We start from the raw sequence: 13,933 nt of genomic DNA, 5'->3' as shown, positions 1-13,933 counted from the left end.
TCCTACGACTGGATTTGGGAGGCGGCCATGACCTGTCCGCGGAGGCTGCCGGCGCCGCCGGTGAAGCGGCCCTGCATGCGAATGTCGACGTCGGCGAGGTGGACGCCGGGCAGCGCGAAGGGGCCGACGGTCGTGGTGGTGACGCTGAATGTGACGGCGGTGGGCGAGCCGATGACGGTGCCGTTGACGCTGATCCGGACCTCTCCGCTGGCGCCGCCGGTGTCCATGGTGTGGCCCATGACGACGTAGGCCATGGCCTGCTGTTTCTTGATCGTCGTCTGCTTCAGGTCGACCCACGGGATCGAGAACGTGGCCGGCCACTCCAGGTAGTTGGAGTCGGCGAACGGGATCGGCAGGTAGGGCCTCGCGAGGCCCTGGCCCGGGATCGGGTCATCGCCCATGACGGCGTTGCCGAGGCGGTCGTACAGCGTCCACGACTGGGTGTTCACCCCGGTCACCGACGGCGTGGCCTGCACAGAGGCGACGAGCGAACCGTCCTCCCGGAAGAGCCTGATCCCTTCCTGCGTCGATCCGTCCAGGTGCGTCGTCGGGGTCGGTCCGGTCTCGACGATGAGGACGCCGGCCGACGTGTACACGCGCAGGTTGCCGGTGCGTTCCGAGCGGCGGGCGGCCAGCAGCTCCCGGTAGTCCCGCTGAAGCTGCCGGATCGCCTGCCAGATCGCCTGCGGTGTCGGCGGCAGGAGGTCGACGGGCAGCGGCATGTCATTCCTCCAGCAGGATCGGGGTGACCTTGTCGCCGGCGATGTCGAGGTCCCAGCCGTAGGCGCGGGCGACCGCGGACGCGCCGCGCGGGTGCCGCGGTGAGGTGGCGACCTGGACGGAGACGCTGTCGCCGAGGGACCAGTCGGTGCCCACACGGGGTGCCTGCGACGCGGTCGCGGTGACGGTCCATGCGCGGGCGCCGGCCTGCATCAGGGCGAGCGTGGCCACGGCGTGCGCGTTGAGCTGGTCCACGTCGGTGATGCCGGTGCCGGGGCTGTAGCGGTAGATCCAGCGTGGCCAGCCGGCGGCGATCAGGTCGGTGGCGGTCTGGACGTCGGACTGGATCCGGGCGTCGCCCTGGCCCTCGCCCGTCGCGACGACGACCGTCGCGCCCTTGCCCTGCTCGTAGGACTCCGACAGCCGGTAGGTGCTGATGCAGCCGGGCAAGTCGAAGACCGCCTCGGGGGTCGCGTCCTGGACGCCGATGCGGGGCCGGATCCGCATGACCAGGTCGAACGCGGTGAGGGTGGCGTCCGCCCAGACGACGTCGATCGTCCACTCCGGGGCGCCGGCCATCGCGCTGATAGTCTGCAACGCGGACAAGATCGTCTTGTCGTCGGAGTCGAGCATCTCGAAATCGATCAGCAGCCCGGACGCGGTGACGTCGAAGGTCAGCGGCAGGCCGGACACTGCGGCCGGCGCGGCCAGGGCGGCCATCACGGTGGAGGCGTCGACAGCGGTGGCGGTGTAGGTGCCGGGGTAGCGGCGGTCCAGGTAGCCCTCCGGCGAGCAGGCCCCAAGCTCGACCGTGTTCTCGGCGCCGCCGCCGCGCGTCAGGACCAGGCCGGCCCACAGAGGCGTGTTGGTGAGGGTGTCGACGCCGACGAGCATCGTCCGGCCGGGGTCGGTGGCGGACTCCCACTCGGCCGGTGCTGCAGTCCCGGCCACCGTCAGGGTGAACGAGGTGCTGGTGGAGGCGCCGAGCCGGCGGCTGAGCCCGGACGGGACGAGCGACCGCAGCTCCTCGGCGATGCCGCCGTCGGCGAGCGCGCACCCGTACCAGGCGACCTCGAGAGGTCCCTTCATCAGGCCGCCTCGTACCGGATCTGGAGGTTCATGCTGGCGCCGGAGATCCAGGAGTAGCCGAGGCTGCCGGGACTCTGGTAGCCGATGTCGGACTGGCGGATTGCGAAGAGCGCCATGGTCGTGCCGCTAAGGCTGATGATGCCGGCCAGCGGTTTGAAGGGGTTCACGCCGTCGGAGAAGTAGCCGGTTCCGATCCAGCGGGGCGACCCGGACACGGAGGTCGCGGCGGCTGGCAGGGTCACGGTGATGGCGGTGGAGCTCATCGTGCTGCCCGTGCCCCACGTCAGCTGGGCTGTCACGTCGTAGGTGTTGCCGACGCGGGACCAGCGGCCGGTGGAGACCGACGACCCCATGGCGGTGATGCCGCCGGCCCAGGTCGGCGTGTACGCGGTCCAGTCTCCGGGGGCTGCCCACGCGCTGCCGTTCCAGAACTCCTGCTGACCGCGAACCGTGTTGTAGCGGGCCTGCCCGACGTACTTGCCGGTGACGGCGATGTCGGCGGCGGAGGTCACGGGCAGGATGCCGCCCGGCGCGACGGTCACCTGCCGGACCGTCGAGGAGACCGTGGCCGCACCGGTGCCGCCACCGCCCGTACTGGGCACGGTGATCGTGGCGAGCGGGATGTAGATCTCGGTGGCGCCCGGCGTGGGGGCAACCGGCGAACCGCTGGGCGTGCCGGCCAGATAGACGGTGTCGGCCTTTCGGAGACCGGTCGAGTCGACGGCCGTATCCCAAACCCGCAGGTAGACGAGGTCGATCCTGGTGAACGTGGCGTGCGCCGCGGACAGGGTGCCGGGGCTGGTCGCTGCCAGCTGGGCCCGGTACACGCCCTGCCCGGAGCGGTACAGCGACGCCGAGCCTGCCGTCACGTTGACGGTCGTACCAGCGAGGGAAACCGCGAGGCCGATGTCCCCCGGCCGGATGCCGGCCCGCGCGCCGCCAGCAGTGCCGTCCGCCATGACGAACGGGACATCCATCTTGCGGAGCTCGCCCTCGTCGTAGCTGAGGGTGGGGAGCCAGAGCGGATCGGTGGCAACCACAGGCGGGCTCCTTACATCCAGGCCGAGCGGCAGGTGCCGGTCAGCATCGCGGCGGCGTCGTAAGCGAGGGCGCTCCACTGCACAGACAGGGAGCTGCCGGGAAGGATCTCCGGCCACGTGCCGGACAGATACCGGCGGCGGGAGACGGTGCTGTTGAGCATCACCGTGTGGGCGTCAGTGTCGATGATGAGGGTGTCGCCGACGCCGATGGAGTCGGAGTAGGTGAGCTGTGTGATCGACCCGCCAGGCCTCGTACAGGAAATGACGAACGTGGCAGCCGGCCCGGTCACGGTGAACGTAGGCCGGGTAGCGATGCTGCCCTCGTTGATTAGCGTGAAGGCGCCGCCAGTCGAGGTGGTGCTGAACGTGATCGGCAGGACGACCGGCAGAGTCAGGCCGCCGGTCACCGACGGAAGGCCGGTCGTCTGCGACTGCAGCACAGTGGAGTAGCGGCGGGGGTCGGGCGCGGTAACGAGGGCGCTGTACGTGGCGCCGTACAGGCCCAACAGCTCGACGAGAACTTCCCCCGACCTTCGGACGGTGGCCTGCTTCGGGACGCTGTCTGCGACGGTGAGTGTGGTGTCGGTCAGGGAGACCGCGGAGATCAGCTGCTCGATCGCCGCATCCCTGGCACCTGTTGTTGGTGCGGAGATCATTCCGGTGATGGTGATGGGCCGGGAGTCCAGGTAGACGGGGGATGCCCAGGCCCCGTGGTCGGCCTGTCGGGGCTGGAGCTCGGCCCGGAGTCCGGGTGAGCTCCAGCCCTTGAGGTCGGTGTTGAGCCAGGCCACGCCGGCGTCGTCCACCACGCTGAGTGGAAGGCTGCCGAGGGTGACGGGTATGGCTCCGATCTGCGTTACCAAGGGAGCCCTCCTATACCGGAAGTTCCATGCGTCGCTGGATCTCGGCCATTTGCTCGGCGGCCGTCATGTGCGAGCCGACGAGCGTCCAGTTGTAGGAGCGCTGATCGGGGGCCGTGTCGGCGCCAGAGCTGCTCAGCGCATTCCACTGGGATCCGGTGAGCACAGGCTCGGGTCGGCCGGTGCCGTTGTAGGCGAGGTTCATGCCGGGCTGCAGGAATCCCCCGGAGTCGTACTTTCCGAGGGCGGGGGCGAATCCGTACCAGTCCTGGAAGAGCCCGTCGTTGTAGCCGCGGGCCCGGCTGCCGACGATGACGCCGTCACCACCGCGGGACTCGACGTTCATGCCAGCGAGGGTGCCGGCGGTGTGGCCGACCCCGTTGTTGGTGATGCCGACCATGAACGGCGACCGCAGGCCGCGATGCCAGCCTGCCGGAGCAGTGTCCCCCTGGAAGGAGAACGTCGACCACAGGCGCCCGAGCGGGGACTGGCCCAGGATGACCTTCTGGATTCCGGACATGAAGCCCGAGCAGTCCCAGCTGGGATCGCCTGCGCCGCCCCACTGGTAGGGCTTGCCGGCCTGGGAGCGGGCAAATCCCATGGCGGCGGCGACTGAACCGGAGGCGGTGCCGCCGCCGATCAGCTCCTCGGTTGCCTTGATGACCTTCGTCTTCAGGCCCTTGAGCATCGCCATCGGCAGCTGGCTGAGTGCCTGCGCCCACTGGTTCCCTGTGAGGTTCTCGCCGATCTTGTCGCGGAGCGTCTGCGTGGCGGTGTCCCAGCCCTTGGCCGGATTCGACAGGAAGTCGAAAGCCGTCATCACAGCCCCGCCGAGCTTCTGCGCCTTGCCCGACAGCCAGTCGACGATGCCTCCTTCCGCGAAGCGCGGGATACCGACAGCGCCGCCGGCCGCGAAAGTCGATCCGCTCTGCAGGGCCCGCTGGCGGAGGGACTCGACGACCGAGTGGCCGCCCGCAGCCTGCACCTCCCGCGCAGTCCAGACATGCTCACCGGTGGAGAGCAGGGCCGGGATAGAGTCCGAGGTCGCGGTGCCGGCACCGAAGACGGAACCGCCAGTCGCGAACTTGACGGGCTTCAGCTCACCGAGCCCGGCGATCTTCGCTACGGCATTCCAGACTGGCACGATGCCGCCGTTGTACACGGTCTCGACGATGAACTGAACCGGGCGCCGAGTGATCTCAACGAGCTGATCCCAGGCAGTCTTGATGCCGTCCTTGGCCAGGACGAACGCGTCCTTGACGAGGTTCACCGCCGACTTGATCCGGTCGAAGTGGGGCTTGATGCCGTTCTCGTAGAGCCAGCCGGCCTTGTCGGCGATATAGCCGAACACCGGGTTGACCTGGTCGTCCCAGAGCCTGCGGAACCAGGCGCCGAGCAGGCGGAGCCCCAGCACGATGGCGTCCCAGGCCGGGCTGATGTAGTCACGCCACATTGCGACAGCCTTTTCGCCGATGTACGTGAAAACCGGCTTCAAGACGGTGTTCCACAGCCAGAGGGCAACCGTCGCAATGCCCTCGAACGCCGGCTTGAAGGTGGTCTCCCACAGCCACATCGCAATCGCGCCGAGGAGCTTGAACCAGAGGATCAGCGGCGTGATCACGGCCACAACGAGAATCGCCCAAAGGATGCGGGCGGAGGCCCAGATGTTCTCGAAGGCCGGCTTGATGCCGTTCTCCCACAGCCACATTGCGGCAGCGCCCACGACCTGCAGGGCGGTCCAGATACCGGCGAGGATCGGCTGGAGGATGGACCAGACGTACTTCGCTCCGGCGACGATCCCTTGCCAGGCGGCGTCTACGGCTTCACGGAACCAGCCCCAGTGCTTGTAGGCGTAGATGACCGCGGCCACGAGGGCGACGATGCCCACGATGATCAGGACGATCGGGTTGGCCATCATCACGGCGTTGAAGATGATCAGAGACAGCGTCCACAGCTTCGTGACGACCCAGACCGCGTACAGAAGCTGGATCAGCCAGGGCAGCGTCTCGGCGATGGAAGCTATCGCGGTCAGGACCGCCCCGAGGGTGCCCAGGACAGGCCCGGCGAGGGGCGCCGTCGCGCGCGAGATCTGGAAGATCGCGGCGCCGATGTCGCCGAGCACCTTCGCCAGGATCGGGCCCTGCTCGGCCGAGTAGGCGAGGAAGCCCGCGAACTTGTCGGTGCCCTTCAGGCCGGTAGCCCACGTAGCCCAGCGGCCGGTGATGTCCCGCATTCGCGCGGAGATCTCATCCATGTGCGGAAGGAAGGCGTCGACGACCCCGGCAATGGTCTTGAAGACGTTGCCGATGGCGACGCCCAGCCCGACGGTCGCGGGGACCACCGACTTGGCGAGGTCGTCCCGGAAGGACTGCCACCAAGGGGATTTGAAGCCTGCTGACACCTTGTCCTGCAGGATCCCGATCGCCTCAGCGGCTGCCAGGACGAAGGGCGTGAGGCCGGGCAGACTGTTCCGCATCCCATCCAGTGCGCGCGTGAAGATGGGCATCACCGCAGGCTGAAGGGACTCCGACCAGCCCTTGAACGCGGTACGCAGTGACTGGAACGCGTCGAACGTGCCACGTGCCGAGGGCGAGAGCTTGTCCAGTGCGGCCTGATAGTTGGCCTGCGCGATGGCAGCCTGATCCACGCCCCCGGCCGCCGAGGCGGACGCGGAGGCAATCTGACGCTGAGCAGAAGCGATGGAGTCGGCTGCCTGCGCCGACACCCGGGCGACGTTCTCCTGCGCCTTCACGACAGCCTGCTGGGCGTCGGCAACGCCGCGGCTCCGGTCGGCGACGGTCTGCTGGGAGTCGGACAGCCGGTCCTGGGCGCGACGGACCGTGTCAGAGCCCTCCACGCCGGCCGCAGCCGCGGTCGCAGATTCCTCCTTCAGTCGCTTCGTCTCGACCGTCTGCTGCTTCAGTCGTTGCGTCGCCTGGTCCACGGCGAGCGCGGCCCGCTGCCTCTCCAGCAGCGTGGACTTGGGGTCGGCTTCCACCTCGCTGCGCCGCTGCTGGGCTTCCGCCAGGGACAGCTCGGCCTCCCGGACGGACAGTTGGGCGTCCGCGTACCGGGTGGCAAGGTCCTCCAGCTGTTGAGCGGCCTCTTTGCGTGCCGAGACCAAGTCCAGCTGGGCCTGGCGGGCGTCTTCCTGGGCGCTGGTGAGCTGTCGCTCCGCGTCGCCCACACTGCGTGCCGCCTGACCGACCTGGTCCCTGGCGGACGCAATTTGCGCGGCGGCGTTCCTCTGGGCTGCCGCCAAAGCCTGCTGGGCCCCGGCCATCTGCAGGGCCCGGGATGACGCTTGGGCCCCGGCCTGCGCGCCGCGCTGGGATGCTGCGGTCGAGGCGTCCTGGGCGGCCTTCTGTGCTTGCAGGGCGCCCGCGATGTTGATGAAGGCGGGGGCGGCCACGGCGGCCAGAGCACCGACGCCCGCGGCCGAAGCTACGGCAGCCGAGCCGATCGCGCCGATACCGGCCCCGAGGACGGGGATCGCCGGGATTGCTGCGAGGCCACCGATGGCAACGGTCAGCTGAAGGATCGCGGAGAGCGCACCGGAGGTGTCGACGTCGATGCGGGCCCGCTTGCCGTCGACTGCATCGATCTCGGCGTGGACGAGGGCAAGCTGTGCTCGGGCGGCGGCCGTGTCGGCACGGACCTGCACGTTGGGATGCTGGGCACCGAGCCGCTGCAGCTCGGCCTCGATAAGCCGGATCTCCGCGCGCGCTTCCGTGACGTCGACGTCGATGCCGATGCGGCGCCCGGCCAGGGTTTCCATGCGGACCCGCAGTGCCTGCAGGTCCGCGTCCGCCTCGGTGGTGTCAGCGTCGATCGTGATCCGCGGGAGGGACCGGAATGCCGCCTCGAGGCGGGTCTTGAGCGACCGGGAGAATGCCCCGCCGGCCTCCTGGCCTTCCCGTGCTGCCGCAGCCGCGGCCCGGCCGCTGCCCTGGCGAAGGCCCTCCGAGATGGAGTCGCGGACCTGGGCGACGATCCGGTTCGCGATCTGCTGGCCGATCTGGGTACCGATCGACGTTCCGACGGCGCCCAGCTGGCGCTGCATCGCGGGCCCGAACGAGCGGCCGGCGGCAGTTCCAGCGTCGTCTCCGGCGCGCGTTGCCGCCGGCACCAGGCCGGCGCGCAACCGGCCGTAGATCCCCTGGGTGTTGGGGATGACGTCGACCTCGACCGAGCCCACGGTGATCGCCACGGGATCCTCCTCCCGCGCGTCAGGCCGCGCCTCCGTTGATCAGCTCGAACAGCTTGTGGGCGCCCGTCTCGGTGAGAACCGGCTTCGCCTTTCGAGGCTTCACCCCGGGCCGCGCGATGGGCTCGGGAGGAGCTGGTCTCTTGGCCTTACTGTCGGTGTTCGCGCAGATCAGCACGTACTCGACACGGCGCAGAGCGTCGATGGCCGACGCCAGCAGGAGCTCGGATTGCGACCAGCGTCCCCGCTCGGGCTGGCCCCGCTCCGCCTGCTCGTCGAGCTCTTCCTCAGGCATCGCATTGCGGAGGGCAGTCATGGTGGCCGACTCCGGCGGCAGACCCTGAATCAGGACTCGGAGCCGCCGGGCCGACATCTCCCCGCGGTGATAGGCGTCGAGCTGGTCGGCGTCGCGGGGGTAGTGGTGCGCGAGGTCGGCTTCTAGCGCTTCCGCGTGCGCCTCGGCGATGCCGTGGGTCCATTGGACTTTCCCACCGGCTCGCCAGAAGCCTCGCTAGCGGCGGCGACGAAGTCTCCGACCTCGTCGTTCGTCGGGTCAAGGTCGAGATAGGTCTCGTAAGAGTCAGGGCTGAGAACCCGCTCCATGAACGCGTCGATGTCTCCGATGCGCATCATGCGCATGGTGCTCTGTCGCCAGGCGCCGGAAGGCACGCTCTCCAATGTCTTGCCGCACAGCTCAGCGGTGACGTAGTGGCCTGCGGCTTCGATCTCCTGCGCCTCGGCGGGGGTCACTTCGGGGTCGGTCTCGGTCATGGCGCGGTCCTTTCATGACGGCGCGGTCGCGGCGTGGTGCAGGCGGGCGAGTCGGGACCGCGCCAGGTATCGGCTCGCCCGCCCGTTCAGGGAGGTCAGGACCCGATGTAGTCGGGCGTGACCGGGACCATGTCGGCGTGGTAGACGGTGTTGCCGGCGGCGTCCGGGTAGGCCGTGATGGTCCACTCGAAGCCGGCCATCTGGTCCTGCTTGTGGGTGACGTCGGCGCGGTCGGAGACCTCCCCCTCGGGGATGTAGAAGCCGCGGGAGGTGTCGCCGTCGAAGATCGCGAACCAGAAGGCGCGACGGTCCGGGACCGGGCTCGCCGTCTCCGCGAAGCTCGTCAGGCTGCCGACCGGAGCGAGTTCGGATACTGGAATCCGGTACTGCAGCGACTGCACAGTGGTACGCGAGGTCTCCCACGCGGTCAGCTTGAACGTCCGCAGGGACTTGGTGATCTGGGTCCGGATCGGGGACGTCAGCCCCCACGGCGTGAACTCCTGGGAGTCCTCGTCGAAGCCCTGCACGAGGCCGTCGTCGGAGATGCAGCCGAGCGGCTTCCACGCGGCAGCCGGCTGGGTCAGGGGGGTGGCGGGGGCGGCGGTGCCGACGTCGGCAACCCAGCCGCCGCCGTTGGCGCCGATCTGAGTCAGGTCCGCGGCGCGGGTGATGTTGACCATGAGGTGGGTCTCCTACATGCGAAGACCCCGCCAACGGACGGGGTCGGGACAGGGCCGGCGCGGTCCTGGTCCGGTCAGGAGACCGGATGGCTGTAGATCTCGTAGGTGGCCCCGACTCGGCGGAGGCCGGTGTTCTCGTAGGGGCGAACTCCCGGGGCGGTCAGCGTTCTGACCTGACCGACAACGGCACCGCCCGTCTTCGAACCAGGTAGCGATCCCAGGAGCAGGCCGCGGATCTGCGTGGCCAGCGCAATGGCGGCGGCCCGGGTCGCGGCATAGGCGTCGATGTCGACGAGTGCCCTGTCGAGCCGGAATCCGTCGTCGTCACCAGCGGCGACCCGCTCGACCTGGACGGTCGGAAGCTCATCCATCAGGTTGTTGTCGAGTTCGTCCCGCACAACGACGCCGCTGCCCAGCTGGGCTTGCAGCCACTGGATGACCAGCAGCTCGACATCCACCGAGCCGACGGCGGCCATCAACGGCCGCCAATCTGCGCCGCCCGTAGCAGCACGTGGTGCGCGTGGACGCGCTCGGTGCCCCACTCCACCCAGCGGGCGTAATAGGTGCTGTTGCCGACCACGCCGACTGCGCGCTTCTTGCGGGACCGGCCGATCGCCTTGCGCTCGACCTTGGCGTACCACGCGAGCTTGTACTGACCCGGGTGCGGGTCACCGGGACCGCCGACGGGAGAGACGGCTTCGGCGACACTCTTGATCACCTCGGCTCGCCTCAGCATCTCACCCGCGATCTCAGGTGAGTTCAGGAGCTGCCCCACCCCTCGGGTGGACATCTTGAACCGGGCAGCCATAGCCTCGCCTCCTCAACCTGGGGGGCACATGGACGTCAAGGGCGTGCAGGGCGGCATCGGCTTCGACGGAGACTGGATCGTCATCACGAAGCGGGCCGTTGGCCAGCAGCCGCGCGAGTTCCGGCTGAAGGCGGCTGACGTCACCGGGATTCGGTTCAAGCCTGCAACGCGCTTGTTCCACGGGTACGTACAGTTTCTGCTGCCGGGAAGTGCTCCGGCCGTCGAAGCTGACGGCTCCTTGGCCGGCGGGCGGCCGCCGCAGTCTGATCCGCACAGCCTGTCGGTTCCGCGCCGCAGCAATGACGCGGTGGCCAAGCTGGTCGCCGCAGTCGAGCAGGCGCGAGGCGCTTAGCCGGTAACGCGGTCTGCAGCGAACTGGACGGGGCCGGCTGCGCCGGTGAACGGGGACCGGCCCCAGTCGCCGGGCTGGCCGGTGATCTCGCAGGTCTCACCGCGGATCCGGACCTGGTCGGTGGTGACGAGATCCGTGCCGGGCGGCGCGTACACCGTCCATCCGACGATCACAGTGTCCCGCGCCTGCTGCTGCTCGCCGCCGACCTGCGGTGACTCGGCCCGCGGGGTGACAACGCATCCCGTGATCGGTGTCTCCGTCAGGGTGCCGGGGATCGGCTGGCCGCGCGGGTCCCGGCCCGGCGAGGTACCGCGGCGCAGACGCACCACGGTCTCCCCGTAGGGGTACGGGGCAGGCACTACACCCACCCCCAGCCCGGCTCATACTCCAGCCCGGCCCCGTAGGTGTCGTCGACTGGCCACGTCGGCGACGGGTCGGCAGTCACCGGCGTCGGGTCGACCGTGAACGCGCCACCCCGGCCAGCCAGCGCCTTCAACGCGGCCTTGTCGGCCTTGGTCAGGTACAGGCCGCCGCTGCCCGTCGGACGCTGGACCGACATCGGGCCGATCGTCTCGTAGGACACCTGCTGCGGATTCACGTAGGCGCGCCCCGCCACGGACAGGACGACCGCGGTCGCTTCGTCCGGCAGCGGCTTGACGACCGACTGCGCCAGCGCGACGGCCTGCTCAATCAGCAGGTCCGCCCGGTCACCGGCAATCTCTTCCAGCCCCAGGTACAGGGCCAGCTGCTCAGCGGTAGGAGGGACGAACGCCATCGGATCCTCCTAGGCCAGAGCTTCCACGGCGTCGCACCAGGCGGCCAGGTCGGGAGCCGGATCCAGCTCGGCAGAGCGCGCCTTCGCCCGCTTCGCCACCAGCCCGTACTCCGTCCGGCTGGTCAGGAGCTTGCGGATGGCCATCTCGTAGCCGTCCACGTCGCGCAGGTCGATGAACACGCCGGCCTCGCCGAGTGACTCGCACAGCCCCGGCGTGGGGTGTGCGATCACCGGGATGCCGCTGGCCATGGCCTCGACGCCGGCGCGGCCCCATGATTCGTAGGACGACGGCATCAGCAGGATCTTCGTCCGCCCGTACACCGCGTCCCGCATCTCGTGGCCGCACATGTGCCCGATGACCTCGACGTTCGGCAGGTCAGGGACGATCTGCTCGCCGTAGGCGCCGACGACGGCGAGGAACTCGACGTCGGGCATGCACCGTGCCAGCTTCTCGAAGAGCGCGCCGCCCTTCTCCAGGTTCAGGTTGACCAGGGTGACCTTCTTGCCGGGCTTCGTCCGGTACTCGTCAGCGAAGACGGGCGGCCGGACGATGACATCGCGCCCGGGGCGGATGCCCTTGGGGTACTCGGCGAAGAACAGCTCCGCCTCCCTCTTCATCCACTGCGAGTTGTAGACGGCCAACTCACAGCCAGCCGCCATCTCGCGGAAGCTCTGGCGGTGGGTGTTGTGACAGACCACCACCAGAGGCTTCCCGTACCCGCGCGCGAGGGCGCCGGCCGACGGGACGTTCTCCAGGTGCGAGACGACGACGTCCGCCCGCCGGATGGCTGAGGCCGCGTCCAGGCGGGACTGCAGCGGGACGACCTGGACGCCGTCGAGGTCGTAGTCGGCCCTGTCGTCCGTGTAGCGGGACAGCCAGACCGACACGTCGTGACCTCGCTCGACGAGCGCGCGGAGCTGGGAGTGGACCATCCACTCCGCTCCGGCGTTGTGGCGCGGCGGGTAGCCGTGCAGCCGGGCGACGATCCGCATCGGCGCCCGGCCACCCTCCACGCCCGGCATCAGGAGGAGCCGCCGGCCGCCAGGTACTTCACGAAGGCCTCGACGTCGCCGAGGACGAAGCCGTAGTAGGCCTCCGCCAGCAGGAGAACGAGGTTCTCCTGGAACGCGGAGTGCACGCCGCCGTCCTCGTCGACGTAGGTCGCCTGGTCGCTGATGCGGAGCGTGATGTCCATGCCGACGCCGAAGGCAGTCTGGGACCAGTCGCCGCCGATGCCACGCAGGCCGGTGTCGACCGTGCCGGACTGACGGCGCAGCTTGCCGGACACCGACCGCGAGTAGGCGACCGGCTCGCCGACCAGCGTGCCGGCCAGAGCCGCGCCCGTGCCGGGGACCGTGGTGTCGACGAAGATCGGGCGGCCGGTGGTGTCGGTCGCGCCGAGCAGCGTGGGCTTCATCCGGTGGTCCAGGAGGGTCCCGGTGTAGTCCCAGTCGTCGTCTACGGTCTCCTTCATGCCGTTGACGATGTCCTTGTAGATGCCGCCCGTGGCCTGGGAGGCAGTCCCGATGGTGACGCTCTTGGTGGTCTCCGCCAGGTAGTCCGCGAAGGGGCCAGTGGCGCCCTTCATCGTCTTGCCGTGAATCGCCGCACGGTCGAAGGCGCGGGCGAACGCGGTCGGCAGGTCCTTCTGCAGCTGGGTGAACAGGCCGGCCGCATTGGAGCGGGCGACCTCCATGGCCACCGGGATGAGGACGGCGATCTTCTTGCCGCTCATCGTCTTGACGTCCATGCCACCGCTGCCGAGCGGCTTGCGGCCGGCCTGGTCGACCCAGTCGGCGGTCGGCACATCCAGGGGAACGGGCACTGCGGTCTGCGCGGTCATGGACAGCGGCACGCGCCGAGACAGCGCCATGACAGCAGACTGCTCGACCGACTTCTCGAAGATCGGGCCGATGATCTCTTCCGGCAGGAAGATGGAGTTGAGATCCGACGTCTTGATGGGGTTCGTTGCAACCATGGAGGGCTACCTCTCTCAGCGGCCCTTCAGGGCCTTTTCCATGAGTCCGGCGAAGATTTGCGCCGGCTCGGAGGGGGTTCTGTTGCCGTTGCCCGAGGAGCCCTGAGTGCGGTCCGGAGCGGGACGGCGGGGGCCGCCCTCGTCGGGACGGGCCCAGTGCGGCTTCCGCTTGAGAAGATCGGCGAGGGCGTCCTTGATGGCCGCGGTATCGATGACACCGTCCTCGTCCACGAAGGCGGTCAGGTCCAGTGAGCCGACCGCGTCCTCCGGGTCGGCGAAGTCGCGAGCCAGGGCCTCAACCTTCGATGCGACCGCGGCACGGACGGCCTTCTCGGCCCGCTCCCGCTGCGCGGTGAGCTGGTCGGTAAGCCGCTCTGTCTCGGTCTTCTGGGCGTCTTCGAGCTCCTGCGCCTTGGCGGCGAGGGGCTCAAGGATCTTCAGACGCTCACGGAGGCTCTTCGCCTCACTGTTCGCCTTGCGGATCTTCGCTTCGGCCCGCGCCCGGTCGAAGGGCTCTTCCTCGGAACCGTTCGCCTCCGGGGCGGTCTCGGCCTCCTGCGGCTCCTCGACGGACTGCTCGGTCTCCTCGATTTCAGGCATGGTGAAACGGCCCTCCAGGGGCTGAGAGAAGGCCACCTCCAGGGCGGCCATG

General features: G+C 69.2%; 16 protein-coding genes. 1 reads left to right on the top strand and 15 read right to left on the bottom strand.

The window, feature by feature from the left end:
* Window positions 1-2: 2 nt before the first annotated feature.
* The 10 genes from OG472_RS15935 to OG472_RS15890 all read right to left on the bottom strand — a co-directional run bounded on the left by OG472_RS15935 (window position 3) and on the right by OG472_RS15890 (window position 10,175).
* Complete coding sequence (locus OG472_RS15935; RefSeq protein WP_405941634.1) at window positions 3-722, bottom strand: hypothetical protein; 720 nt, start codon at window positions 720-722, stop codon at window positions 3-5.
* Window position 723: 1 nt separating this feature from the next.
* Complete coding sequence (locus OG472_RS15930; RefSeq protein WP_405941633.1) at window positions 724-1,809, bottom strand: hypothetical protein; 1,086 nt, start codon at window positions 1,807-1,809, stop codon at window positions 724-726.
* Entirely contained in the window at window positions 1,809-2,849 is a 1,041-nt protein-coding gene (locus tag OG472_RS15925) for a hypothetical protein (protein WP_405941632.1), read from the bottom strand. Before OG472_RS15925 ends, OG472_RS15930 begins: the two co-directional genes overlap by 1 nt.
* Before the next feature lie 11 nt (window positions 2,850-2,860).
* A complete protein-coding gene (locus OG472_RS15920; protein WP_405941631.1) occupies window positions 2,861-3,712 on the bottom strand; it encodes a hypothetical protein in 852 nt (283 codons plus the stop codon).
* 10 nt (window positions 3,713-3,722) lie between these two features.
* Window positions 3,723-7,919, bottom strand: a complete 4,197-nt coding sequence (locus tag OG472_RS15915; RefSeq protein WP_405941630.1) for a hypothetical protein — start codon at window positions 7,917-7,919, stop codon at window positions 3,723-3,725.
* Between the two features lie 19 nt (window positions 7,920-7,938).
* Entirely contained in the window at window positions 7,939-8,232 is a 294-nt protein-coding gene (locus tag OG472_RS15910; RefSeq protein ID WP_405941629.1) for a hypothetical protein, read from the bottom strand.
* 122 nt (window positions 8,233-8,354) lie between these two features.
* Entirely contained in the window at window positions 8,355-8,687 is a 333-nt protein-coding gene (locus OG472_RS15905; RefSeq protein ID WP_405941628.1) for a hypothetical protein, read from the bottom strand.
* A gap of 95 nt (window positions 8,688-8,782) precedes the next feature.
* A complete protein-coding gene (locus OG472_RS15900; RefSeq protein WP_405941627.1) occupies window positions 8,783-9,367 on the bottom strand; it encodes a phage tail protein in 585 nt (194 codons plus the stop codon).
* A 74-nt stretch (window positions 9,368-9,441) separates the two neighbouring features.
* Complete coding sequence (locus tag OG472_RS15895) at window positions 9,442-9,843, bottom strand: hypothetical protein (protein WP_405941626.1); 402 nt, start codon at window positions 9,841-9,843, stop codon at window positions 9,442-9,444.
* Window positions 9,843-10,175 (bottom strand): HK97 gp10 family phage protein, encoded by a 333-nt coding sequence (locus tag OG472_RS15890; RefSeq protein WP_405941625.1) that lies wholly within the window; start codon window positions 10,173-10,175, stop codon window positions 9,843-9,845. The genes OG472_RS15895 and OG472_RS15890 overlap by 1 nt, the downstream gene beginning before the upstream one ends.
* 28 nt (window positions 10,176-10,203) lie before the next feature.
* On the opposite strand from OG472_RS15890, the gene OG472_RS15885 reads away from it, so the two are divergent.
* Window positions 10,204-10,527: a DUF4429 domain-containing protein gene (locus OG472_RS15885; protein WP_405941624.1), complete on the top strand. Its 324-nt coding sequence runs from the start codon at window positions 10,204-10,206 to the stop codon at window positions 10,525-10,527.
* On the opposite strand, the gene OG472_RS15880 is transcribed toward OG472_RS15885, so the two are convergent.
* The 5 genes from OG472_RS15880 to OG472_RS15860 are packed head-to-tail and all read right to left on the bottom strand — an operon-like array spanning window position 10,524 to window position 13,932.
* Window positions 10,524-10,886, bottom strand: a complete 363-nt coding sequence (locus tag OG472_RS15880) for a hypothetical protein (protein ID WP_405941623.1) — start codon at window positions 10,884-10,886, stop codon at window positions 10,524-10,526. The genes OG472_RS15885 and OG472_RS15880 overlap by 4 nt on opposite strands.
* A complete protein-coding gene (locus OG472_RS15875; RefSeq protein WP_405941622.1) occupies window positions 10,886-11,302 on the bottom strand; it encodes a hypothetical protein in 417 nt (138 codons plus the stop codon). Before OG472_RS15875 ends, OG472_RS15880 begins: the two co-directional genes overlap by 1 nt.
* Before the next feature lie 9 nt (window positions 11,303-11,311).
* Window positions 11,312-12,295 carry a glycosyltransferase family 4 protein gene (locus OG472_RS15870; protein WP_405941621.1) on the bottom strand — a complete coding sequence of 328 codons (984 nt, stop codon included), beginning with the start codon at window positions 12,293-12,295 and terminating at the stop codon, window positions 11,312-11,314.
* Between the two features lie 29 nt (window positions 12,296-12,324).
* The gene (locus OG472_RS15865) at window positions 12,325-13,281 is read right to left on the bottom strand and encodes a phage major capsid protein (protein ID WP_405941620.1); all 957 of its coding nucleotides are present in this window, start codon (window positions 13,279-13,281) and stop codon (window positions 12,325-12,327) included.
* Window positions 13,282-13,296: 15 nt separating this feature from the next.
* Window positions 13,297-13,932: a hypothetical protein gene (locus OG472_RS15860; protein ID WP_405941619.1), complete on the bottom strand. Its 636-nt coding sequence runs from the start codon at window positions 13,930-13,932 to the stop codon at window positions 13,297-13,299.
* Window position 13,933: the final 1 nt, after the last annotated feature.

It is taken from the genome of Streptomyces sp. NBC_00207 (assembly GCF_045160965.1).
Taxonomy (GTDB): Bacteria; Actinomycetota; Actinomycetes; order Streptomycetales; family Streptomycetaceae; genus Streptomyces.
The sequence above is the reverse complement of the archived record's forward strand: the minus strand, read 5'-3'. Positions and strand labels throughout refer to the sequence as shown.

What these genes read in the sequence shown, in the direction of transcription:
- OG472_RS15930 (WP_405941633.1), bottom strand. Translation starts at nt 1,809, where the DNA reads ATGAAGGGACCTCTCGAGGTCGCCTGGTACGGGTGCGCGCTCGCCGAC.
- OG472_RS15895 (WP_405941626.1), bottom strand. Translation starts at nt 9,843, where the DNA reads ATGGCCGCCGTCGGCTCGGTGGATGTCGAGCTGCTGGTCATCCAGTGG.
- OG472_RS15910 (WP_405941629.1), bottom strand. Translation starts at nt 8,232, where the DNA reads ATGACTGCCCTCCGCAATGCGATGCCTGAGGAAGAGCTCGACGAGCAG.
- OG472_RS15860 (WP_405941619.1), bottom strand. Translation starts at nt 13,932, where the DNA reads ATGGCCGCCCTGGAGGTGGCCTTCTCTCAGCCCCTGGAGGGCCGTTTC.
- OG472_RS15935 (WP_405941634.1), bottom strand. Translation starts at nt 722, where the DNA reads ATGCCGCTGCCCGTCGACCTCCTGCCGCCGACACCGCAGGCGATCTGG.
- OG472_RS15865 (WP_405941620.1), bottom strand. Translation starts at nt 13,281, where the DNA reads ATGGTTGCAACGAACCCCATCAAGACGTCGGATCTCAACTCCATCTTC.
- OG472_RS15870 (WP_405941621.1), bottom strand. Translation starts at nt 12,295, where the DNA reads ATGCGGATCGTCGCCCGGCTGCACGGCTACCCGCCGCGCCACAACGCC.
- OG472_RS15905 (WP_405941628.1), bottom strand. Translation starts at nt 8,687, where the DNA reads ATGACCGAGACCGACCCCGAAGTGACCCCCGCCGAGGCGCAGGAGATC.
- OG472_RS15885 (WP_405941624.1), top strand. Translation starts at nt 10,204, where the DNA reads ATGGACGTCAAGGGCGTGCAGGGCGGCATCGGCTTCGACGGAGACTGG.
- OG472_RS15900 (WP_405941627.1), bottom strand. Translation starts at nt 9,367, where the DNA reads ATGGTCAACATCACCCGCGCCGCGGACCTGACTCAGATCGGCGCCAAC.
- OG472_RS15890 (WP_405941625.1), bottom strand. Translation starts at nt 10,175, where the DNA reads ATGGCTGCCCGGTTCAAGATGTCCACCCGAGGGGTGGGGCAGCTCCTG.
- OG472_RS15875 (WP_405941622.1), bottom strand. Translation starts at nt 11,302, where the DNA reads ATGGCGTTCGTCCCTCCTACCGCTGAGCAGCTGGCCCTGTACCTGGGG.